The 21806-nt window shown below is 64.8% G+C and carries 17 protein-coding genes and 3 pseudogenes; 3 read left to right on the top strand and 17 right to left on the bottom strand.

The window, feature by feature from the left end; all coding sequences use genetic code 11:
• Nucleotides 1-387 carry a hypothetical protein gene (locus ACRQ5J_RS17095; RefSeq protein ID WP_432378293.1) on the bottom strand — a complete coding sequence of 129 codons (387 nt, stop codon included), beginning with the start codon at nt 385-387 and terminating at the stop codon, nt 1-3.
• A gap of 205 nt (nt 388-592) precedes the next feature.
• Here ACRQ5J_RS17095 and ACRQ5J_RS17100 point away from each other — a divergent pair, with 205 nt between their 5' ends.
• The gene (locus ACRQ5J_RS17100; protein WP_432378294.1) at nt 593-1582 is read left to right on the top strand and encodes a helix-turn-helix domain-containing protein; all 990 of its coding nucleotides are present in this window, start codon (nt 593-595) and stop codon (nt 1580-1582) included.
• A gap of 113 nt (nt 1583-1695) precedes the next feature.
• Nucleotides 1696-2136: a RidA family protein gene (locus tag ACRQ5J_RS17105; protein WP_432378295.1), complete on the top strand. Its 441-nt coding sequence runs from the start codon at nt 1696-1698 to the stop codon at nt 2134-2136.
• Nucleotides 2137-2184: 48 nt separating this feature from the next.
• On the opposite strand, the gene ACRQ5J_RS17110 is transcribed toward ACRQ5J_RS17105, so the two are convergent.
• The 4 genes from ACRQ5J_RS17110 to ppsA form a co-directional block, all read right to left on the bottom strand.
• Nucleotides 2185-2592 carry a DUF4259 domain-containing protein gene (locus tag ACRQ5J_RS17110; protein ID WP_432378296.1) on the bottom strand — a complete coding sequence of 136 codons (408 nt, stop codon included), beginning with the start codon at nt 2590-2592 and terminating at the stop codon, nt 2185-2187.
• A 4-nt stretch (nt 2593-2596) separates the two neighbouring features.
• Complete coding sequence (locus ACRQ5J_RS17115; protein WP_432378298.1) at nt 2597-3532, bottom strand: SPFH domain-containing protein; 936 nt, start codon at nt 3530-3532, stop codon at nt 2597-2599.
• A gap of 22 nt (nt 3533-3554) precedes the next feature.
• Nucleotides 3555-3977 (bottom strand): NfeD family protein, encoded by a 423-nt coding sequence (locus ACRQ5J_RS17120; protein WP_432378299.1) that lies wholly within the window; start codon nt 3975-3977, stop codon nt 3555-3557.
• An 82-nt stretch (nt 3978-4059) separates the two neighbouring features.
• Entirely contained in the window at nt 4060-6489 is a 2430-nt protein-coding gene (gene ppsA / locus ACRQ5J_RS17125) for a phosphoenolpyruvate synthase (RefSeq protein ID WP_432378301.1), read from the bottom strand.
• A 154-nt stretch (nt 6490-6643) separates the two neighbouring features.
• Here ppsA and ppsR point away from each other — a divergent pair, with 154 nt between their 5' ends.
• Nucleotides 6644-7492 carry a posphoenolpyruvate synthetase regulatory kinase/phosphorylase PpsR gene (ppsR, locus tag ACRQ5J_RS17130; RefSeq protein ID WP_432378302.1) on the top strand — a complete coding sequence of 283 codons (849 nt, stop codon included), beginning with the start codon at nt 6644-6646 and terminating at the stop codon, nt 7490-7492.
• Between the two features lie 82 nt (nt 7493-7574).
• On the opposite strand, the gene ACRQ5J_RS17135 is transcribed toward ppsR, so the two are convergent.
• The 12 genes and pseudogenes from ACRQ5J_RS17135 to ispC form a co-directional block, all read right to left on the bottom strand.
• Nucleotides 7575-9977 carry a catalase gene (locus ACRQ5J_RS17135; RefSeq protein WP_432378304.1) on the bottom strand — a complete coding sequence of 801 codons (2403 nt, stop codon included), beginning with the start codon at nt 9975-9977 and terminating at the stop codon, nt 7575-7577.
• A gap of 78 nt (nt 9978-10055) precedes the next feature.
• Entirely contained in the window at nt 10056-11255 is a 1200-nt protein-coding gene (locus ACRQ5J_RS17140; protein WP_432378306.1) for an EAL domain-containing response regulator, read from the bottom strand.
• 20 nt (nt 11256-11275) lie between these two features.
• Nucleotides 11276-12069: pseudogene (locus ACRQ5J_RS17145) on the bottom strand (TrmH family RNA methyltransferase).
• Nucleotides 12066-12685 (bottom strand): annotated as a pseudogene (gene rnhB / locus ACRQ5J_RS17150) (ribonuclease HII). Before rnhB ends, ACRQ5J_RS17145 begins: the two co-directional pseudogenes overlap by 4 nt.
• 53 nt (nt 12686-12738) lie before the next feature.
• The gene (lpxB, locus tag ACRQ5J_RS17155; protein WP_432383674.1) at nt 12739-13875 is read right to left on the bottom strand and encodes a lipid-A-disaccharide synthase; all 1137 of its coding nucleotides are present in this window, start codon (nt 13873-13875) and stop codon (nt 12739-12741) included.
• A gap of 85 nt (nt 13876-13960) precedes the next feature.
• Nucleotides 13961-14752: an acyl-ACP--UDP-N-acetylglucosamine O-acyltransferase gene (lpxA, locus tag ACRQ5J_RS17160; protein ID WP_432378308.1), complete on the bottom strand. Its 792-nt coding sequence runs from the start codon at nt 14750-14752 to the stop codon at nt 13961-13963.
• 2 nt (nt 14753-14754) lie between these two features.
• Nucleotides 14755-15246: a 3-hydroxyacyl-ACP dehydratase FabZ gene (fabZ, locus tag ACRQ5J_RS17165; RefSeq protein WP_432378310.1), complete on the bottom strand. Its 492-nt coding sequence runs from the start codon at nt 15244-15246 to the stop codon at nt 14755-14757.
• Entirely contained in the window at nt 15243-16298 is a 1056-nt protein-coding gene (gene lpxD, locus ACRQ5J_RS17170; protein WP_432378312.1) for a UDP-3-O-(3-hydroxymyristoyl)glucosamine N-acyltransferase, read from the bottom strand. The genes fabZ and lpxD overlap by 4 nt, the downstream gene beginning before the upstream one ends.
• Before the next feature lie 23 nt (nt 16299-16321).
• The gene (locus ACRQ5J_RS17175) at nt 16322-16825 is read right to left on the bottom strand and encodes an OmpH family outer membrane protein (protein ID WP_432378313.1); all 504 of its coding nucleotides are present in this window, start codon (nt 16823-16825) and stop codon (nt 16322-16324) included.
• A 58-nt stretch (nt 16826-16883) separates the two neighbouring features.
• Nucleotides 16884-19220 carry an outer membrane protein assembly factor BamA gene (bamA, locus tag ACRQ5J_RS17180; RefSeq protein WP_432378315.1) on the bottom strand — a complete coding sequence of 779 codons (2337 nt, stop codon included), beginning with the start codon at nt 19218-19220 and terminating at the stop codon, nt 16884-16886.
• Between the two features lie 40 nt (nt 19221-19260).
• Nucleotides 19261-20615 (bottom strand): annotated as a pseudogene (gene rseP / locus ACRQ5J_RS17185) (RIP metalloprotease RseP).
• Nucleotides 20612-21805, bottom strand: coding sequence for a 1-deoxy-D-xylulose-5-phosphate reductoisomerase (ispC, locus tag ACRQ5J_RS17190; protein WP_432378317.1), 1194 nt, complete (start codon nt 21803-21805; stop codon nt 20612-20614). The pseudogene rseP and the gene ispC overlap by 4 nt, the downstream one beginning before the upstream one ends.
• Nucleotide 21806: the final 1 nt, after the last annotated feature.

The raw sequence follows: 21806 nt of genomic DNA on the forward strand, positions 1-21806 counted from the left end.
TTATCGAAACCGGCCGCGTACACCGGGCCGGCAGGCGAGGCTGTGCTTGCCTACAGGACGCCAGCCGTCCGGCCGCAACTGCACCAGGCCGGTGGTGGTGCAAGCATAAATCTCGTCATTGCTGCTGGCAATCGCGTAGACCGTACCTGCTGGAAAGTCCTTTCCTGCGCGGAAATGGGTAACGGCGGACGGACTGAAAATACTCAGCCCGCCGAAAGAATAGCCGACCGCGATCCGCTTGCCGGGCAGCGCCCGCACGGCGGAGATGTTCTGCGACAAGGGCGAGGCGCCGTACACCGACCTCTGGCGTTTGAATGTCACGCCGTCGAAGCTGTACAAGCCTTTCGGCGACGTCAGCCAGAGCATGCCATCGCTGGCCTGGGTCATGCCGAATGCCTGCGGCGGCGCGCCGTCCGCCTGCACCCATCGCCGGCGCTCGAACGAGACATCGGCGGGCGATGCAGCGGCCAGGTGCGGGCACACCAAAAGCAGACATAAATGAACCCACGCTAAACACCGCATAGCATAGCCCTGTTGGTTGAACTCGTAGGCAGCATCAGGCCGATGGTAGCGGTTTTACCCTGTGGCCATATTGAAGAAAAACGGCGTGCCTTTGAACAAAAGCGGCGGCCACTGGCATAAAAAGTTAGAATCAGCAGTTCAAGTTACGTGGAAATATATGGGCAAGGCTTACGGCGATACTATCGGCGGCTATTTCAGGGCAACGCAGCAGCCTTTGTTCGTTCAAAGCGCCGCGATGGAGAGTGACGTCGCCGTCACCTATCTGCGCAGCGAGGGTGGCGGCACCGGTGTCACCGCGCCGATTCCGCCGGAGCCGGCCATCCTGCTGGCGATCCAGTTGCAGCCGCTGCGCGAGCATCGCTTGTGGCTCGATGGCGTCGACATGGCGGTCAAACCCTACGATGCCGGCGCGCTGACGATGCTGGACCTGCGGGCAAGGCCGGTCGCCGACCTCGCCAGCTCCTACGAGTGCGTGCAGATGTATTTTCCGCATGCAGCAATGGATGCCCTGTCGGATGCCGACGACGCGCCCCGCCTCGGCGACCTGCCTCTGCTTAACGGGGCCACGGACCCGGTGCTTGCCCATCTGGCGCACATCGCCAGGGCAGCGGTTTCGCCACCCGGTCCCGCGAGCGCTCTGTTTGTCGAATCCTTGTTTCTGACGGTGCACCGGCATCTGCGCCGGCAGTACGCGGGCATCCAAACGGCCCGGCCCGGCGGAGCCGGCAAGCTCGCTGCGTGGCAGGAAAGGTGCGCCAAGGAGTACATGGAGGCACATCTGGCGCAAAACATTACCCTCGCCGAAATGGCGGCCTTGTGCAAACTTTCAGTGAGCTGGTTTGGCCGCGCATTCAAGGCGACGACCGGCGTGAGCCCGTACCAGTGGCTGTCGGCACGCCGCATCGAGCGGGCCAAGCGCCTGTTGATGGCCGATACAAAGATTGTGGAAATAGCGCTGCAATGCGGCTTTGCCGATCAGAGCCATCTCAGTAGGGAGTTCCGGCGCGCCGTGGGCGCCAGCCCGGCCGCATGGCGTCAGGCGGTCTGCAAAAAGAGGTAAGCCATCCGCTACATTCTGCCAGACGCGTCCCCCTCCTGAATTGTTTATTCTGCCCCCGATTAGCTGACAGCAGGCTAAGGAAAATGACGTTCAACCGCATGGAGGGAAGAAAAATGACGACTACTTTGGAGAAGAAAACAGCGAATCTGGGCGTTGCCTGGGAAGGCATTTACGGCTACAGCCAGGCCGTCCAGGTCAAGGACACGATCTACCTCTCGGGCCAGTTGAGCCATGATGGCGAAGGCAAGCTGGTGGCGCCCGCGGCACTGGACGCCAGCGGCAAGCCGGTCAATTTCGACGCCATGGCCGACCAAATGCGCCAGACCTATCAGAACGCCATCAAACTGCTGGCGGAGTTCGGCGCCACGCTGGACAACGTGGTCGAAGAAACCTTGTACGTGCTGGACGTGGACGCCGCATTCAAGGTCGCCGGCGAGGTGAGGAAAGAACTGTATGGCGCCGGGCAGCCCGCTGTCGCCAGCAATCTGATCGGCGTTTCGCGGCTGGCCTTCCCGGACCAGCTGATCGAAATCACCTTCCGCGCGATTGTCTGACTGTAGCTCAGTTCGTGTGCGTTTGTCAGACCTGACCCCGGGGTTGGTTTAGAGGCGGGCGCGCAGGTCGGCGATGGCGGCTTGCCAGTCGCTGTAGTGCTCGCTCTCCTGCCATAGCTGGCGCAGCTCGCTGTCTTCGGCGACGATGCGCTCGAGCGCGCGCATGGCTTTGTCGGCCAGGTCGGCGCGCGGCTTCGCCTTGGGCTTGCGCGCGGCCACCCATTCGTCGACCGCGGCGCTGTCCTCGCTCGACGCGCCGCCCTTGCCTTGCAGCCGGGCCAGCACTTCGATCGCCACCAGCGCCTCGGCGGCGAACGGCGCTTCCAGTTCGCCCGCCGCCTCCAGCACCGTGTTGAGCGTGTCTTCCACCGCGTCCAGATTGCTTGTTTCGTGCAGGTCTTCCGCCCAGTCTTGCGCGTAGTCGTTGCCGAAGGCGTCTACCGCCCAGGTGCCCATAGTCTTACTCCTTGATGATTTTGCTTTGCGATTTGACGACCTGCATGGCCGTCGCGATCAGGCCGCTCATGTCGCCCATATTGGCCGGGATGATGATCGAGTTGTTGGTCTTGGCCAGCTGGCTGAAGGCGTTGACGTATTGCTCCGCCACTTTCAGGTTCATCGCCTCGTCGCCGCCCGGCTCGCGCAACGCCGCGCCGACCTGGCGCAATGCGCTGGCGTTTGCCTCGGCCAACGCGACAATCGCGCCGGCCTGGCCCTGCGCGCGGTTGATGGCGGCCTGCTTGTCGCCTTCCGAACGGGCGATCTGCGCTTCGCGTTCGCCGTTGGCGATGTTGATCTGCTCCTGCTTGCGGCCTTCCGAGGCGGCGATCAGCGCGCGCTTTTCACGCTCGGCGGTGATCTGCGCCTGCATCGCGTGCAGGATTTCTTTCGGCGGCGTCAGGTCCTTGATTTCGTAGCGCAGCACCTTCACGCCCCAGTTGGCGGCCGATTCGTCGATGGCGTTGACGATGGTGGTGTTGATGTGCTCGCGCTCCTCGAACGTCTTGTCCAGCTCCATGCGGCCGATCACCGAACGCAGCGTGGTCTGCGCCAGCTGGGTAATGGCGGCGATGTAGTTCGACGAGCCGTACGAGGCGCGCATCGCGTCCGTCACCTGGAAGTACAAAATGCCGTCCACCTGCAGCTGCGTGTTGTCGCGCGTGATGCAGACCTGCGGCGGCACGTCCAGCGGGATCTCCTTCAGCAGGTGCTTGTAGGCGATGCGGTCGACGAACGGAATCACGATGTTCAGGCCCGGACCCAGCGTGGCGTGGTATTTGCCGAGGCGCTCGACCACCCACGCGTGCTGCTGCGGCACCACGTTGATCGTCTTGAAGACGAATACCAGCGCCAGGATAAACAGTATGAAGGTGACGTTGCCGATGCTTATATCCATGTAGTTCTCCGTGTGTTAATTCTTATGCCGCCACGATCAGGCGGCTGCCGCGTACTTCGCGTATGGTGTACGCGCCCGGCGCGGCGGTGCCGCCGGGGGCTAATTCCACGTCCCACAGCGCACCGCGGTACATCACCCGCGCCGCGTTGTCCTGCCAGGCCGGCACGTGGATGGTTTGACCGATATCGAGGTTGACGTTGGGATCGCGCTCGGCCTGCACCCGCTGCTGCGCGCGGCCGTAACGGCTGCGCCGCAGCGCCACGGTCGCCGCCACGCCCACCAGCGCGGCCGCCAGCAGCTGCGCTGCCGCGCCCAGGCCCAGCAGCGCCGCGATGCCGCCCGCCGCCAGCCCGATGGCGATCATCAGCAGGTAGAAGGTGCCGACAAACAGTTCCAGTATCACCGTCGCGCCGGCCGCGGCCAGCCAGTAGCTCCAGTCAGTCATCATGCTCTCCTTTTCAAATGCAAACCCCGCCTCCCGTGACGGGAGGCGAGGGTTCATTTATACCACGTTAGCGTTGCGTCAATTACTTTTGCAGACTGGCGAGCTTTTGCCAGGTGTCGATCACCGAGTCGGGATTGAGCGACATCGATTCGATGCCCTGCTCCATCAGCCACGCGGCGAAGTCCGGGTGGTCCGACGGGCCCTGGCCACAGATGCCGATGTACTTGCCCTGCGCGCGGCACGCCTTGATCGCCTGCGACAGCAGCGCCTTGACGGCGTCGTCGCGTTCGTCGAAGTCGGCCGCCAGCAGCGCCATGCCGGAGTCGCGGTCCAGGCCCAGCGTCAGCTGGGTCAGGTCGTTGGAACCGATCGAGAAGCCGTCGAAGTGCTCCAGGAAGCGCTCCGCCAGAATCGCGTTCGATGGCACTTCGCACATCATGATCAGGCGCAGGCCGTTTTCGCCGCGCACCAGGCCGTTCTTGCCCAGCAGGCCGACCACTTTCTCGGCCTGGCCCAGCGTGCGCACGAACGGCACCATGATCTCGACGTTGGTCAGGCCCATGTCGTTGCGTACGCGCTTCATGGCGGCGCATTCCATTTCGAAGGCGCCGGCGAAATCGTCGGCCAGGTAGCGGGCGGCGCCGCGGAAGCCCAGCATCGGGTTTTCCTCGTCCGGCTCGTAACGCGAACCGCCGATCAGCTTCTTGTACTCGTTGGACTTGAAGTCCGACAGACGCACGATCACCGGTTTCGGCCAGAACGCGGCGGCGATGGTGGCGATACCCTCGGCCAGCTTGTCGACGTAGAAGGCGCGCGGCGACGCATGGCCACGGGCCACCGACTCCACCGCTTTCTTCAGGTCGGCGTCGATGTTCGGGTATTCCAGAATCGCTTTCGGGTGCACACCAATATTGTTATTGATGATGAACTCCAGGCGCGCCAGGCCCACGCCGCCATTCGGCACGGCCTGGAAGTCGAACGCCAGCTGCGGGTTGCCGACGTTGAGCATGATCTTGGTCGGCAGTTTCGGCAGCTCGCCGCGCGAGACTTCCGAGATTTCCGTCTCCAGCAGGCCATCGTAGATCTTGCCTTCGTCGCCTTCGGCGCAGGAGACGGTGACGAAGGTGCCGTCCTTCAGCACTTCGGTGGCGTCGCCGCAGCCCACCACGGCCGGCACGCCCAGTTCCCGCGCGATGATCGCCGCGTGGCAGGTACGGCCGCCACGGTTGGTGACGATGGCGGAGGCGCGCTTCATCACCGGTTCCCAGTTAGGGTCGGTCATGTCGGCCACCAGCACGTCGCCCGGCTGCACGCGTTCCATTTCCGACGGGTCGGTAATCACGCGCACCGGGCCGGCGCCGATCTTCTGGCCGATCGCGCGGCCCGAGGCCAGCACGGTGCCCGACGATTTCAGCTTGAAGCGCTGCTGCACGTCGGTCGCCTTCTGCTGCGACTTCACGGTTTCAGGACGCGCCTGCAGGATGTACAGCCTGCCGTCGCGGCCGTCCTTGCCCCACTCGATGTCCATCGGACGGCCGTAGTGGTTTTCGATGATGACGGCGTACTTGGCCAGTTCCACCACTTCGTCGTCGTTCAGCGAGTAGCGGTTGCGCAGCTCGACCGGCACGTCGACGGTCTTCACCGAGCGGCCAGCCTTGGCTTCGCTGGTGAATTCCATTTTCAGCAGCTTGGAACCGATGTTGCGGCGGATGACAGGCGACTTGCCCTTTTCCAGCATCGGCTTGTGGACGTAGAACTCGTCCGGGTTGACCGCGCCCTGCACCACCGTCTCGCCCAGGCCATAGCTGGAGGTGACGAACACCACGTCCTTGAAGCCGGACTCGGTATCGATGGTGAACATGACGCCGGCGGCGCCCAGGTCCGAGCGCACCATGCGCTGCACGCCGGCCGACAGTGCCACCTCGGCGTGGGTGAAGCCCTTGTGCACGCGGTAGGAGATGGCGCGGTCGTTGTACAGCGAGGCGAACACGTGTTTCATCGCGTCCAGCACGTTCTCGATGCCGACCACGTTGAGGAAGGTTTCCTGCTGGCCGGCGAACGAGGCGTCCGGCAAGTCTTCGGCGGTGGCCGACGAGCGCACGGCGAACGAGACTTCGGTCGACGAATCGGCCACCAGTTTCTCGTAGAACGCGTGAATCTCCTGCTCCAGGCGCGGCTGGAATGGCGTGTCGATGATCCACTGGCGGATTTCGGCGCCGGCTTGCGCCAGCGAGCGAACGTCGTCAATGTTCAGGTCCGCCAGGCGGTCGGCGATGCGGTCGGCCAGCGACTTGCCGCCGTCCGCGCTGTGCGACAGGAAGTCGCGGAAGGCCTGGGCCGTGGTGGCAAAGCCGCCCGGCACACGCACACCGGCACCCGCCAGCTGGCTGATCATCTCGCCGAGCGAGGCGTTCTTGCCGCCGACAGATTCGACATCCGTCATCCGTAAATTTTCAAACGAGGCAACGTATACTGCTTCGTTGTTCTGCTCCTTCAATGCTGCGTTGGACATAAAAACACCTTTTTGATGATAGAAATCTTTCCGGCGGTGGGCAGCCCATGTTCTTGTTATTCTGCTGGGCGTGCCGCACAATGCATCCTGTTGGCGCACATTCTACAGCCTGTGACGCGAATTGACGATTCACAATACGATACATGCACTAAACATGACACTAGAACAACGCCCACCCCTGCCCGCAGCCGCCCGCACTGTCTTTTTTGTTTCCGACGGGACAGGCATTACCGCTGAAACCTTTGGTCACTCGGTGCTGACCCAGTTCGAGCTGCGCTTTCGCCAGGTGCGCCTGCCGTTCATCGATACGCTGGACAAGGCGTACGACGCGGTGCGCAAGATCAACGAGGCGTTTGCGACCGACGGTCAACGGCCGATCGTTTTTTCGACGCTGGTGCATACCGAGCTGTCTGATGTCATACGGCAATGCAAGGGCATGTATATGGACATGTTCCAGACGTTTGTTGCTCCGCTGGAACAAGAACTGGGCGTGAAGTCGACCCACACCATCGGCCGCTCGCACAATATCGTCGATAGCGAGGAGTACAAGAACCGCATCGAGGCGATCAACTTCTCGCTGGCGCATGATGACGGCCAGTCGCACAAGAACCTGGCCGAGGCCGATGTGATCCTGGTCGGCGTGTCGCGCTCGGGCAAGACGCCGACCAGCTTGTATCTGGCGATGCAGTACGGGATCAAGGCGGCCAACTACCCGCTGATTCCGGACGATTTTGAGCGCGCCCGGCTGCCGTCGTCGCTGTACGAGTTCAAATCGAAGATTTTCGGGCTGACCATTACGCCCGAGCGGCTGACCGAAATCCGCAACGAGCGGCGCGCGGGGAGCAAGTACGCGTCGCTGGAGAATTGCCGGTACGAGGTGAATGAGGCGGAGGCGATGATGAAGCGCGAAGGCATTCGCTGGCTGTCGTCGACCACCAAGTCGATTGAAGAAATCTCCACCACCATCCTGCAAGAGATCAAGCCGGACCGGCGCGAATACTGACCGTCATCGCAAAATATAACCGTCGTCCCCGCGAAGGCGGGGACCCATGCGGCGCCTACCAGCCAGCGCACCGCTGCGACAGCTAAACCCGCAACGACTCAGCCTCCCGCGCATAAACGCGATGCTGCGCCAACACCGCCTTAAAGCCGGCCAATCCCTCCGCCGCCGCCTGCGGCTCCACGACAATCACCCCCGGATCGGGCAAGCCCTGCGGCAGCTTGCGCGGAATCCGCGCCGCCTTCAGCAACTCCGCGCCGCCGCCCAGCGCCAGTAACGGCTTGTCATGCCGGTACTGCAGCTTCACGAACTCCACCGCCAGCGCATCCGCCGCCAGCGCCGCGCCGCCAGCCACAATCGCCCCATCCCACAACACCGACGGCCCGGTCTCGAAGCTGATCTCCGCATCCAGCGCCGCATCGGTGGCCGATTCAACCGCACCGATGCGCGCGCCGATCAGGCGCGGCGCCGCGCCGTCATCGAGCAGCGACGCATACAGCTTGCGCACCAGCGCCCCATCCACGCCCGGCGCCACCATGATCGCGACGCGCCGCGTGCGTATGCCCGTCACGCCCGGCCGCGCGAACAGCGACAGCGAAGGCGACGGCATATAGTCATACGGCGGCCGCCCGGTGGCCAGCGGCAGCGGCGGCGGCACCTCCATGCCCAAGCCGGCGGCGACGGCGGCGGCCAGCCCGGCATCGATATTCACCAGCAGCGCCAGGGTGCGGCGGCGCACGGCCGGCGTCTGCACCCGCGTCAGCTCGAAACGGAAGGCATTGATGATATGCCGCTGCTCGGTCGCGCTCTGGCTGATCCAGAACAGGCGCGCCTGCGCGTAATGGTCGGCAAACAGCTCCGGCTTGCCGCGCACCTCGTTGCCGCGCGACGGCTCCGGCACGCTGACGAAGCCGCGCGCGCCGGCCTGAAACGGACAGCCGCCGGCCAGCGAATTGGGCTCATAATTTACGCGGCCCCGGTTGATCTGCTGGCGATGCAGGCCGTCGCGCTGGTTGTTATGGATCTGCGCCAGCGGCGTATTAATCGGAATTTCGTGGAAGTTCGGCCCGCCCAGCCGCGTGATCTGCGTATCGATGTACGAGTGCAGCCGCCCTTGCAGCAGCGGATCGTTGGTGAAGTCGATGCCCGGCACCACGTGGGCCGCGCAAAAAGCCACCTGCTCGGTCTCACCGAAGAAGTAGTCGGGATTGCGGTCCAGTACCAGCTTGCCGACCGGGCGCACCGCCACCATTTCCTCCGGCACGATCTTGGTGGGGTCCAGGATATCGAAGGGGAACTGCGCCGCCTGGTCCGCGGTGAAGATTTGCAGCCCCAGCTCGTACTCGGGAAACTGGCCGGCGTCGATGGCCTCCCACAGATCGCGGCGATGATAGTCAGGGTCGGCGCCGGCCAGGCGCAGCGCCTCGTCCCATACCAGCGAATGCGTGCCGGCCAGCGGCGTCCAGTGGAATTTGCAGAACAGCGACGCCCCCTTGGCGTTCACCAGCCGGAAGGTGTGCACGCCGAAGCCCTGCATCATCCGGTAGCTGCGCGGGATGGCGCGGTCGGACGTGTGCCACAGCAGCATGTGCGCGATCTCGGGACTGAGCGAGGCGAAGTCCCAGAAGGTATCGTGCGCGCTGGACGCTTGCGGCATCGCGTGGTGCGGCTCCGGCTTCACGGCGTGCACCAGGTCCGGGAACTTCATCGCGTCCTGGATGAAGAACACCGGGATGTTGTTGGCCACTAGGTCCCAGTTGCCCTCGTCGGTGTAGAACTTGGTGGCGAAGCCGCGCACATCGCGCACCGTGTCGGCCGAGCCGCGCTCCCCCACCACCGTCGAAAAGCGCACGAACACCGGCGTGCGCTTGCCCTTGGCCGCGAACGGCGCGGCGCGGGTGATGGCGCGCAGGTCGCCGTAGCTTTCGAAATAGCCGTGCGCCGCCGACCCGCGCGCGTGCACCACGCGCTCCGGAATGCGTTCATGGTCGAAGTGCGTGATCTTCTCGCGCAGGATGAAGTCTTCCATCAGCGTCGGCCCGCGCGGGCCGGCTTTCAGCGAGTTCTGGTTATCGGCCACCGGCACGCCCTGGCTGGTGGTCAGCTCGCGGCCGGTGTCGTCGACGCGCACGCGGTCGAGCGGGCGGTTGATGGCGTTGTCGCCGATCTCCGGGTCGCCGTCGCCGACCTTGGGCGAGGCGACCGTCTCGGTGCTGGTGCTGGCCGTGACCAGCGGCGACACCGGCGCATGCGTCTCGCCGACATGCGGCGTGTAGGCCGCCTCGCCATACTCCAGCGGCTTGGTGGCATTGAAGGGCATGGCGGCGGCCAGCTTGTCGTCGCCGGTGTTCTTCTGCAAAAGCTGGTCCGCGACCGGATTGGGCGGGCCAAGGCGCGACGGCTGCGGCGGCGCGGCCGGCCCGGCGATCGTGCTCAGTATCGTGCCGGCGCCATCCACCGCGCCGCCGTTGGTTTTACGTTTAGCCATTTCGACCTCCCAGGTTAGCAAGAAGTCGAGTGTGCAATCCTCACAGCCGCGTGTGTTGATGAGCCGCAAATCCCGGATTTAAAAGAAGTGCTGCCAGTCGGCCAGCCAGGCGGGGAAGTCTTCGGCCGCCATCGGCTTGGCGATGTAGTAGCCTTGCGCGTACGTGCAGCCCAGGCCTTGCAGGAAGTCCCAATCCTGCTTGGTTTCGACGCCTACCGCCACCGAGCGCCTATCCAGGCTGCGCGCCAGGCCAAGACAGGAACGCAGCACGGTGCCGATGGCCGGCCGCCGGGCGGCGCCGTCGACGAAGCTGGGGTCAATCTTCAATTCGGAGAACGGAATCCGCGCCAGCAGTTGCAGGTTGCTGCGCCCCGTGCCGTAGTCGTCGATCGCCAGGCCGAAGCCGGCCATGCGCAGCCGCAGCAGCCGTTCGAGGAAGTGCGGGTCGGTGGTGAGCACCGCCGATTCGGTCATTTCGAAGGTGATGTAATCGGCCATGACGCGGTGCCGTCCGAGGCAGGCCGCGATCTGCTCCATGAACTGCGGGTGCGCCAGCGTGCTCTGGTCGACATTGATCGATACCGAAATCGGCACGCCCTTCTCATGCAGCCGGCGGCACGCCGCCACCGATTTCTCGATCATGGTCCAGTCGAGAAAGTCGATCCGCTGCGCGCTGTCCAGCGCCGGCATGAAGGAGGCCGGCCCCAGCACGCCATGCAGCGGATGGCGCCAGCGCGCGAACATTTCCAGCCCTTTGACCTGGCCCGATTCCAGTTCGATTTTGGGCTGGAAAAAGGGATCGAATTCGCGCTTCTGCAAGCCTTCGCCCACTTCGGCAAACGACAGTGCTGGCGCGCTTTCGCGCACGCCGTGCGCTTCGCCGGCGGCAAGGTAGTCCTGCAGCAGCGCCGCCAGCCGGCTGCCGATCACCGGTTTGCCGATGGCGCCCAGCACGTTGACGCCATACGCGGCGGCCATGGTCTCCACCGAGAACAGCACCGCGTTGGTTTGCGCGCCGACGACGATTACGCCGGCCTTGCTGTGCGCCTCGCCGAGGCGGCGTATCAGTTCCAGCGCGTCCATGCCCGGCAAGGCCAGGTCGATGACGACGATATCGACCTGCGGCGTGATGCCGCCGTTGAAGTGGCGCAGCGCCGTGTGGCCATCGGGCGCCTGCGTGATCCTGCCCACGCCCAGGTGCACCAGGATGTCGGCCAGGGCGTGCCGTTGTACCTGATCCCCTTCGGCTACCAGAAAGTGCAACTGCGCGATGTCCATGACCGCCTCCAGTTTGTGCTTCAGGTCTGATTCTGCTGATTCTGCCTCAGTTGTTCAAAAAGCATACCGCCGCACATGCGGCGACGTTCAGCGACTCCACCTGCCCCAGGTGCGGGATCACGACTTTGTGAGTCGCCTGCGACAGCAGGTCGTCCGCCACGCCCTGCCCTTCGTGGCCGAAAATCCACGCCACCGGCCGCCGCAGGTCGATGTCGTACAGCGTTTGCGTGGCGTAGCCGCTGGTGGCCAGCGTCGGCACGCTGGCATGGCGCAGCAGCTCGGCCAGATCGACGTTTTCAAAGATGTCCAGCACGAAGTGCGCGCCCATGGCCGCGCGCAGCACTTTCGGCGACCAGCAGAACGCCGTGCCGCTGCTGCAGTAAACTTGCTTGATGCCAGCCGCCGCCGCGCTGCGCAGGATGGAACCAACATTGCCGGGATCCTGCACGCCGTCCAGCAGCACCGCCGAGACACTGAGCGGCGCACCGGCGCTGCGTTCCGGCGTATCGATCAGGAACATCACGCCGACGCCATGCTCGACCTGGCTGATGCCGTTGTACAGCGCATCCGGCAGCGCCAGCACATGCGCGCGCCGGGCTTCCAGCTGGCCGACGATGTCCATCACTTCCGGGTTGTGCAGCGCGGTTTCGCTGACCACGCACTGCTCCGGCAGGCCGCGCAGCTGGAGGTAGGACTGGCACAGGTGCACGCCGTCGAGCAGCGTGCGGCCGGCCTTGCGGCGCGCCTGCTGGCTGCCGGCCAGCTTGACCAGCTCCTTGTATTGCGCGTTGTCGCGCGAGGTGATGGTTTTCACAGGTCCACCTCCAGCAATGCGCGCACCGGCGCGAACGAACGGCGGTGCACCGGCGACGGGCCGTGCTCGCGCAGCCGTTCCAGGTGCAGCGCCGTGCCGTAGCCCTTGTGCTGGTCGAAGCAGTATTGCGGATAGCGCTGGTGCAGCGTCACCAGCGCGGCGTCGCGCGCGGTCTTGGCGAGGATGGAGGCGGCCGAGATGGCGTCCACCTTGTCGTCGCCGCCGATGACGGCGATGCTCTGGATTTTCATCACCGGGCAGCGGTTGCCGTCGATCAGGGCCAGGGTCGGCACGGTGCTCAATGCTTCCACCGCGCGGCGCATCGCCAGCATCGACGCCTGCAGGATATTCAGCTTGTCGATTTCCTCTTCCGAGGCCTCGGCGATGGCCCACGCCAGCGCGTTCTGCCTGATCAGCGGGGCCAGCATGTCGCGCTTGGCTTCGGTCAGTTTTTCGAGTCGCGCAGGCCTTCGATCGGGCGCGCGGCGTCGAGGATGACGGCGGCGGCGAACACCGGGCCGGCCAGCGGGCCGCGCCCGGCCTCGTCCACGCCGCAGATGATTTCATCCGGCGAATCTGGCAGGTCATCGAATAAACCCAGGTTTTGATTTTTCACGTTTCGTTACTCTTAATTCCGTCATTCCCGCGCAGGCGGGAATGACGTGTGGTTCAGGCGCCGATTATACGCAGCACCGCAGCCGCGCTTTCCGCCGCGCTGTCGCGCAGCAGGCTGTGATGCATGTCGGTGAAGCGCTGCACCAGCCGTTGCCGGTGCGGCGCGTCGCTCAACTGCCGCCACATCGCCTCGGCCAGCGCTTCGGCGCTGGCGGCGTGCTGCAGCAGCTCCGGCACCAGGAATTCGCGCGCCAGGATGTTCGGCAGGCCGATCCACGGCTGGTAGCCGAAGTGGCGCAAGATCTGCCACTCCAGTTCCATCATCTTGTAGGCGATGACCATCGGCTTCTTGAACAGCGCCACTTCCAGCGAGGCCGTGCCGGATGCCACCATCACCGCCTCGGCGGCGGCGATCGCGGTATGCGACTGGCCGTCCAGCAGCGTGATCTCGACGTCCTGCAAGCCGGCCTGCGCGACCAGTTGCTGGAAATAGGCGCGCTGCCGCTCGCCCGCCATCGGCGCGACGAAACGCAAGCTGCCGTCGCGCTGCTTCAGCAGCCGCGCCGCCTGCACGAAGGCCACCGTGTTGTATTTCAGCTCGGACATGCGGCTGCCCGGCATGATGGCCACCACGTTGGCGTCCTCCGCCAGCCCGAGCGCGCGGCGCGCGGCGCCGACGTCCGGCTTTAGCGGAATCAGCTCCGCCAGCGGGTGGCCGACATAGCTGACCGGCACGCCGGCCTGCTTGTAGATCGCTTCCTCGAACGGGAAGATCACCAGCATGTGCGACACCGCGCGCTGGATTTTCTTGATGCGGCCGCCGCGCCAGGCCCAGATCTGGGGCCCGATGTAATGCACGGTCGGGATGCCGGCCGCCTTCAGCTGCTCTTCCAGCCCGAGGTTGAAGCCCGGGTAGTCGGCGCCGATGAAGGCGGCCGGGCGCTCGGCCAGCAGCTGGTCGCGCAGCGCGCTTTGCACGCCTTTCAGTTCGCGGTAGCGCATCAGCACCGGCAGCAGGCCGCGCACGGTCAGCTGGTCCATCGGCCAATGCGATACCAGGCCCTGCTCGATCATCCGCGGCCCGCCGATGCCGTGGAAGCGCGCCTGCGGCAGGTGCGGACGCAGGCCCGAAAGCAAACGAGCCGCCAGCATGTCGCCGGACGGCTCGCCTGCCACCAGGGCCAGGGACAAGGGGCGGGACGCATCGCCCCGCCCCGCCCCGCCGCCGGCCTGCGCGGCGGCGCCAACTGGCGACGCCGCAGCCTGCGGCGCGATGTTATCGAACGATGCCACGGCTTGCGGTGTCCAGGAACTCGCGCATGGCGCGCATGTGCAGCGCCACGTCGGCCGGCACGGCGGCTTCCTCGGCGATCAGCGCCGCCTTGGCCTCGTCCAGCGTCAGGCCCTGACGGTAGATGATCTTGTACGCAGCGCGGATGCCGTTGATCTGCTCGCGGCTAAAGCCGCGGCGCTTCAGGCCTTCGATGTTGACGCCGTGGGCGGCGGCCGGATTACCGTTCAACAGCACGAACGGCGGCACGTCCTGCGTCAGCGAGGTGCTCATGCCGACAAACGCGTGCGCGCCGATCTTGCAGAACTGGTGCACATTGGCGAAGCCGCTCATGATGACGTGGTCGCCGATTTCGACGTGGCCGGCGATCTGCGCGTTGTTCGAGAAGATCGTGTTGCTGCCGACGACGCAGTCGTGCGCCAGGTGGACGTAGGCCGAAATCCAGTTGTCGTTGCCGAGCGAGGTCACGCCCTTGTCCTGCACCGTGCCGGTGTTGAAGGTGCAGAATTCGCGGATGGTGTTGCGGTCGCCGATGGTCAGGCGGGTCGGCTCGCCGTTCCACTTCTTGTCCTGCGGCGCGGCGCCGATCGACGAGAACTGGAAGAACTTGTTGTCGCTGCCGATGCTCGTGTGGCCTTCGATGACCACGTGCGGACCCACCACCGTGCCGGAGCCAATGGTGACGTTCGGGCCGATCACCGAATACGGGCCAACCTCGACGCTCTCGTGCAGCTCGGCCTTGCTGTCGACGATGGCGGTGGCATGAATCTTGGCCATGATTACTGACCTGCGGCTGGCTGCGAGGCGTCGGTGGTGCTGCGGATGGTGCACATCAGTTCCGCTTCCACCGCGGTCTGGCCGTCAACCGAACCGACCGCCTTGTATTTCCAGATGCCGCGCGCCACGCGCAGGATCTCGATGTCCATCTTCAGCTGGTCGCCAGGACCGACCGGACGCTTGAAGCGCGCGTTGTCGATGCCGACGAAGTACACCACCGAGTTCTCGTCCGGCTTGATGCCCATGGTCTTGAACGACAGCAGCGCGGCCGTCTGCGCCATCGCCTCGATCATCAGCACGCCCGGCATCACCGGCTTGTGCGGGAAGTGGCCGTTGAAGAATTCCTCGTTGACGGTCACGTTCTTGATGGCGGTGATGGACTTGTTCTCTTCATACGAGAGCACGCGGTCGACCAGCAGCAGCGGATAGCGGTGCGGCAGGTAGGACTTGATCTCGCAGATGTCCATCGTTTTGGCGTTTTCGGTAGTGGTCATGATTCGTTATTCTCAGTTTTGGTCTTGATAATTTTTTCCAGCGCGCGGATTTTATCGCGCATCGACGACAGGTTGCGGACAATGACTGCCGATTTTTCCCACTCGGCGTTTTTCGCCAGCGGATAGAAGCCGGTGTACTGGCCCGGCTCCAGGATCGAGCGCGACACCATCGAGCCGGAGCCGACGTGCACCTTGTCGACGATGGTCAGGTGGCCCAGCACCATGGCGGCGCCGCCGAAGGTGCAGTATTTGCCGATCTTCGCGCTGCCGGCCACGCCGACGCAGCCGGCCATCGCCGTGTGCGCGCCGATGTGGCAGTTATGGCCGATCTGGATCTGGTTATCCAGCTTGACGCCATCCTCGATGACGGTGTCGGCCAGCGCGCCGCGGTCGATGGTGGTGTTGGCGCCGATGTCCACATCGTCGCCGATCATCACGCGCCCGGTCTGCGGGATCTTGATGTAGACGCCGCCCTCGTTGGCGAAGCCGAAACCGTCGGTGCCGATCACCGCGCCGGAGTGAATGATGCCGCGCTTGCCGATCTGGCAGTAGGCCTGGAAGGTGACGTTGGCGAACAGCCTGGTGCCGTCGCCGATCACCGCCTCGCGGCCGATGAAGCAGCCGGCGCCGATGACGGCGTGCTCGCCGATCACCGCGCCATCCTCGATCACCACGCGGGCGGCGATGTGCGCCGACGGCGCGATCTGCGCCGTTTCCGCCACCACCGCGCTCGGATGCACGCCGGCCGCCGGCACGATGGCCGTCAGCGACTCGAAATACTGCGCCGCGCGGGCGAAGTACACATACGGGTTCGGGACGACGATGCGCGCGCCGCTGTAGCCGGCGGCGATAAAAGCGTCATCGGCGGCCGACACGATCAGTGCCGCCGCCCTGGTCTGCAGCGCCTGCGCGCGCAGCTTGCTATTGCTGAGAAAGCTGATGTGCGAAACGCCGGCGTCAGCCAGTGGCGCGATCCCGGTCACTTCCAGGTCCGGGTCGCCCACCAGCTGACCACCAAAGCGTTCGACCAATGCTCCTAGTCGAGTGCCCATCGGGTGATCCAATCGTTGAGTTGTTACTTGTCTTTATCCAGCGCGGCCAGCACCTTGTCGGTGATGTCGATGCGCGGGCTGGCCCAGACGGCGTCCTGCAGCACGATGTCGAAGCCTTCCACATTGGCCATCTGCTTGATGATCTTGGTGGCTTTTTCCGAAATCGCCTGGCGCTCCTCGTTGGTGCGCTGGCTCAGGTCTTCGCGGAACTCGCGCTGGCGGCGCTGGTACTCCTTGTCCAGCTCGAACACGTCGCGCTGGCGTTTGACGCGGTCCGCCTCGCTCAGCGCCGGCGCATCTTTTTCCAGCTTTTCCGACGCCGTCTTCAGGCGCTGGCCCATGTCGTTCATGGCCTTTTCGCGGCTCTTGAACTCTTCCTGCAGCTTCTCGCCGGCCAGCTTGGCCAGCTTGGATTCATTGTAGATGCGCTCGGGGCTGATCCAGGCGATGCGCGAGACCGAGGTCTGAGCCTGCACCGGCGCCAATGAACACCAGCCCAATGCAAGCACGGCAAGATATTTGGTCATGGTTGCGGATGCAGTCTTCAACTTAATTCTCCGAGATAAAATATATTACTAACCAGCATTAGAAGCCGGTGCCCATCTGGAACTGGAAGCGCTCCAGGCGGTCGCCATACTTGGCGTTCAACGGCTTAGCATAACTCAACTTGAGCGGGCCGACCGGCGAAATCCAGCTGATGCCCAGACCAGAAGAATAACGCAATTGCGACAAACGCAGCTTTTCAGCCTCCTGGTACACCTGGCCGCCGTCGAGGAACACGAACCAGCGCAGGCTGCGGTCCTGGCCGGAGCCGGGGAACGGCATCTGCAGCTCGGCGTTGCCGATCAGGCGCGAGGCGCCGCCCAGCGCGTCGCCGTAGCGGGTGTCGACCGCGCCCAGCGACGAGCTGTAGTAGCCGCGCACCGAGCCGATGCCGCCGGCGTAGAAGTTCTTGAAGACCGGATAGCTGCTGTTGCCGAGGCCGCGGCCGTAGTCGATTTCGCCCTTCAGGGCCAGCGTGACTTTCGAGAACAGCGGCTTGTACCACTGCTGCTCGTACACGGCGCGGTAGTATTTCTGCTCGCCGACCACGTCCAGCTCCAGGTTGGCGCGCTGGTAGCGGCCGATGGTCGGCGTGGTGGCCGAGTCGCGGCTGTCGCGCGCCCACGCCACGGTCAGCGGCACGGCGGTGGCTTCGGCGGTGCCGACACCGCTGGCGACGCCGGTGATCGAGCGCACGTAGTCGAGGAAGCGGGTCGGCGAGGTGGTGTCGGTGGTGATCTTCGAGCGCTCCAGGCCGACGCCGAAGAACACCGTGTCGACTTCCGAGAACGGCACGCCCCAGCTGACGCGGCCGCCCTGCTGTTTAATCGTGTACATACCGATGTTGACCGCCGGCGGCTTGGTGGTGCGCAGGTACAGCTCGTAGCCGCGCGACACGCCGTCGTCGGTGTAGTACGGGTCGGTCTGCGAGAACGAAATCGTGCGGCTGTATTTCGAGGTGTTCAGCTCGAGGCCGACGGTGGTGCCGGAACCGGCGAAGTTGGCCTGCTGCACCGCCGCCTGGAACGAGAACTTCTCCGACTGCGAGAACGCGCCGCCGATCTGGAAGTTGCCGGTCGGGCGCTCGGTCACGGTCAGGTTGACGTCCACCTGGTCGGAGGTGCCCTGCGCTTCCGGCGTGTCGACCGTGACGTCCTTGAAGTAGCCGAGGCGGTCGACGCGATCGCGCGACAGCTTGATCTTGTTGGCGTCGTACCAGCTCGACTCGAACTGGCGGAACTCGCGGCGGATCACCTCGTCGCGGGTGGAGGTGTTGCCGGCGATGTTCATGTGGCGCACGTAGGCGCGCTTGCCCGGATCGATGAAGAAGGTGAACGCCACTTCGCGCTTGTCGCGGTTGATGTCGGGGTTGGCGTTGACGTTGGCAAAGGCGTAGCCGAAGGTGCCCAGGCGGTCCGAGATCAGCTTGTTGGTGGCGGTCAGCAGCTCGCCCGAATAGGTCGCGCCCGGGCGCAGCAGCACCAGCTGGCGCAGCTCGTCCTCACGGCCGAAGGTCTCGCCCTCGAACTTGATGCCGGAAACCTTGTACTGCTCACCCTCGGTGATGTTGATGGTGATGTAGATGTCCTTCTTGTCGGGCGTGATCGACACCTGGGTCGAATCGATGTTCATCTCGATGTAGCCGCGATTGAGGTAGTAGGACTTGAGCGACTCGATGTCGCCGGTCAGCTTGGTCTTGGAGTACTGGTTGGCCTTGGTGTACCAGCTGAACCAGCCGCCGGTGTTGAGCGCCAGCTGTTCTTTCAGCTCCTTGTCGGAGAACACCTTGTTGCCGACGATGTTGATTTCCTTGATCTTGGCGACCTCGCCCTCGTCGACCACGAAGTTGATGTTGACGCGGTTGCGTTCGAGCGGCGTGACGGTGGTTTCCACCTTCACGCCATACAGGCCGTGCGACAGGTACTGGCGCTTCAGTTCCTGCTCGGCGCGGTCGACCGACGCCTTGTCGAAAATCTTGGCCTCGCCCACGCCGATGTCTTTCAGCGCCTTGACCAGCACGTCCTTTTCAAATTCCTTGGTGCCGGTGAAATCCACCTTGGCGATGGCCGGGCGTTCCTCGACCAGCACCACCAGCACCTGGCCATCCTTCTCCAGCTTGACGTCCTTGAAGAAGCCGGTCGCATACAGCGCCTTGATGGCGGTGACCGATTTGTCGTCGTTGAAGGTTTCGCCGACACGCACCGGCAGATAGCTGAAGACCGTACCGGCTTCCGTACGCTGAATCCCTTCGACGCGGATATCTTTGATGACGAAAGGATCGATCGCCATGGCGCTGCCGCTGCACAGTGCCAGAACAGCGGCGCCGATCAGGCTGCGGCGCAAGGAAGTTGAAGTAATACGGTCAGAATATAATTTCATCGGGTTCAATGGCTCAATCAACGAGAACTACACATTACAGCTACAGCAACCGGACGACGTCGTTAAACACCGCCAGCAGCATCAGGCTGAGTAACAAACCCATGCCGAGGCGCTGCGCGATTTCACCGACGCGTTCCGGCACAGAACGCCCAGTTAAAACTTCCAGCGAATAATACAGCAAATGCCCCCCGTCTAGAACGGGAATCGGCAGCAAATTCATCACGCCCAGGCTGATGCTGATGAAGGCGATGAAGCTCAAATAGTATTCCAGGCCCAGCCGCGCGGTCTGGCCGGCGTAGTCGGCAATCGTGATCGGCCCGGTCACATTCTTCAGCGACACCTCGCCGGTGAACATTTTGCCGATCATCTTCAGCGTCATCGCGCACGTATCCCAGACCCGCACCACGGCTTTTTGCACGGCCGCAAACGGTGCCGACGGCACCCGGATCATATCGGGGCGGTTGGCGATTTCGGCGTTGATCTTACCGACTGTTACAGTTCCTTTGCCGGATTTTGCCTGGCCGGCCTCGGGCACCACGCTCACCGTCAGCGGCTGGCCGGCGCGCTGCAGCGTCACCTGCACCGCCTGCCCGGCCGAGGCGCGGATTTTTCGATGAAGCCCTGGCCGTCCGCCACCGCCGCGCCGTCGACGCCGGTCAGCAGGTCGCCGGCCTGCAGGCCGGCGCGTTCGGCCGGGCTGCCCGGCAGCACGCGCAGCACCACCGGCGCCGGCAGCGCCACGCCGAGGCCCAGCTGATGCGGCACGTCGCCTTCCAGCTCCAGCCCTTGCAGCGCCGAGGCCGGCACGGTGACGGCCACGCGGCCCTGCCCCGCGCGCTCGACGGCCAGGCGCAGCTCGTGCCGGTCGACGGCCGACTGGATGAACTGCCAGCGCAGCTCGGACCACACGTGCACCGGCTGCCCGTTGACGGCGGTGACGGTGTCGCCGCTGTGCAGGCCGGCCAGCGCGGCCGGCGTATCGGCGCGCACGCTGATCTTGCTGCTGGGTTCCTCGACGCCGTGCATGTACAGGCCGGCGAACAGCACGATCGCCACCAGGAAGTTGGCGAGCGGGCCGGCGGCCACGATGGCGATGCGCTTCCAGACGTTCTGGCGCGTGAATTCGCGCTGCAGGTCGGACTCGGGCAGGTTGGCCAGCTCGCCTTCGCGCGCGTCCAGCATCTTGACGTAGCCGCCCAGCGGCAGCGCCGACAGCGCCCATTCGGTCTGGTCCTTGCCGAACCGGCGCGACCACACCACCTTGCCCATGCCGACCGAAAAGCGCAGCACCTTCACGCCGCACCAGCGCGCCACGAGGTAGTGGCCCAGCTCGTGGAACACCACCAGCGGGCCGAGGCAGAAGATGAACGCCAGAACCGTCTGGACGGCGCTCATTTTGCCAGCCCGTCGATGTAGTTGGCGGCGGCGGCGCGGGCGGCGGCGTCCTGCGCCAGCACCGCCTCGATGCTGTGGGCGGCGCCGTGCGGCAGCGTGTCGACCACGTGGCCGATCACGCGGTCGATCTGGCGGAAGCCGATTTTCAGGTCGAGGAAGGCTTGCACCGCCACCTCGTTGGCGGCGTTCAGCAGGGCCGGCGCGGTGCCGCCGGCGCGCAGCGCCGCGAACGCCAGCGCCAGGCACGGGAAGCGGCCGAAGTCAGGCTGGTGGAATTGCAGCGTGGCGATTTGCGTCAGGTCCAGCTGGGCGACGCCGGAGGCGATGCGCTCCGGGTAGGCCAGCGCGTGGGCGATCGGCGTGCGCATGTCCGGGTTGCCCAGCTGCGCCAGCACCGAGCCGTCGACGTAGGACACCATCGAATGGATCACCGATTGCGGGTGGATCACCACTTCGATCTGCTCGGCCGGGGCGCCGAACAACCAGTGCGCCTCGATCACTTCCAGCCCCTTGTTCATCATCGTGGCCGAGTCGACCGAGATCTTGCGCCCCATCGACCAGTTCGGGTGCTTGCAGGCCTGTTCCGGCGTCACCGCGTCCAGCGTGGCGACGTCGCGCGTCAGGAACGGGCCGCCGGAAGCGGTCAGCAGGATCTTGGCGACGCCGGCCGGCGCATGGCGCACTTGCGGCATCTTGCCGCCGAATTGCGGCATCGACTGGAAGATGGCGTTGTGTTCGCTGTCAATCGGCAGCAGCACGGCGCCCGATTCCTGCACGGCGTCCATGAACAGCTGGCCCGACATGACCAGCGCTTCCTTGTTGGCCAACAGGATTTTCTTGCCGGCGCGGGCCGCCGCCAGCGTCGGCGCCAGGCCGGCGGCGCCGACAATCGCAGCCATCACGCTGTCGACTTCGGGCGCGCTGGCGATGGCGCACAGCGCCTGCTCGCCCCACTCCACCTCGGTCCCGACGCCGGCCGCGCGCAGCAGCGCGGCCAGCTGGGCGGCGGCGGCGGCGGTGCCGACCACCGCGCGCGCCGGGCGGAACTGCACGCACTGCGCGGCCAGCTCCTCGACCCGGCTATGCGCCGACAGCGCGTAGACGGCATAGCGCTGCGGGTGGCGGGCGATCACGTCCAGCGTGGAAACGCCGATCGAACCGGTGGCGCCTAATACGGTAATACGTTGCATG

Source organism: Duganella sp. P38 (genome assembly GCF_050859475.1).
Lineage (GTDB): Bacteria > Pseudomonadota > Gammaproteobacteria > Burkholderiales > Burkholderiaceae_D > Rugamonas.

What these genes read in the sequence shown, in the direction of transcription:
- ACRQ5J_RS17095 (WP_432378293.1), bottom strand. Translation starts at nt 387, where the DNA reads ATGACCCAGGCCAGCGATGGCATGCTCTGGCTGACGTCGCCGAAAGGC.
- bamA (WP_432378315.1), bottom strand. Translation starts at nt 19,220, where the DNA reads ATGAAATTATATTCTGACCGTATTACTTCAACTTCCTTGCGCCGCAGC.
- ACRQ5J_RS17110 (WP_432378296.1), bottom strand. Translation starts at nt 2,592, where the DNA reads ATGGGCACCTGGGCGGTAGACGCCTTCGGCAACGACTACGCGCAAGAC.
- ppsA (WP_432378301.1), bottom strand. Translation starts at nt 6,489, where the DNA reads ATGTCCAACGCAGCATTGAAGGAGCAGAACAACGAAGCAGTATACGTT.
- ACRQ5J_RS17120 (WP_432378299.1), bottom strand. Translation starts at nt 3,977, where the DNA reads ATGACTGACTGGAGCTACTGGCTGGCCGCGGCCGGCGCGACGGTGATA.
- lpxA (WP_432378308.1), bottom strand. Translation starts at nt 14,752, where the DNA reads ATGGCCAAGATTCATGCCACCGCCATCGTCGACAGCAAGGCCGAGCTG.
- fabZ (WP_432378310.1), bottom strand. Translation starts at nt 15,246, where the DNA reads ATGACCACTACCGAAAACGCCAAAACGATGGACATCTGCGAGATCAAG.
- ACRQ5J_RS17140 (WP_432378306.1), bottom strand. Translation starts at nt 11,255, where the DNA reads ATGGACATCGCGCAGTTGCACTTTCTGGTAGCCGAAGGGGATCAGGTA.
- lpxD (WP_432378312.1), bottom strand. Translation starts at nt 16,298, where the DNA reads ATGGGCACTCGACTAGGAGCATTGGTCGAACGCTTTGGTGGTCAGCTG.
- ACRQ5J_RS17135 (WP_432378304.1), bottom strand. Translation starts at nt 9,977, where the DNA reads ATGGCTAAACGTAAAACCAACGGCGGCGCGGTGGATGGCGCCGGCACG.
- ACRQ5J_RS17115 (WP_432378298.1), bottom strand. Translation starts at nt 3,532, where the DNA reads ATGGATATAAGCATCGGCAACGTCACCTTCATACTGTTTATCCTGGCG.
- ppsR (WP_432378302.1), top strand. Translation starts at nt 6,644, where the DNA reads ATGACACTAGAACAACGCCCACCCCTGCCCGCAGCCGCCCGCACTGTC.
- ACRQ5J_RS17105 (WP_432378295.1), top strand. Translation starts at nt 1,696, where the DNA reads ATGACGACTACTTTGGAGAAGAAAACAGCGAATCTGGGCGTTGCCTGG.
- ispC (WP_432378317.1), bottom strand. Translation starts at nt 21,805, where the DNA reads ATGCAACGTATTACCGTATTAGGCGCCACCGGTTCGATCGGCGTTTCC.
- ACRQ5J_RS17175 (WP_432378313.1), bottom strand. Translation starts at nt 16,825, where the DNA reads ATGACCAAATATCTTGCCGTGCTTGCATTGGGCTGGTGTTCATTGGCG.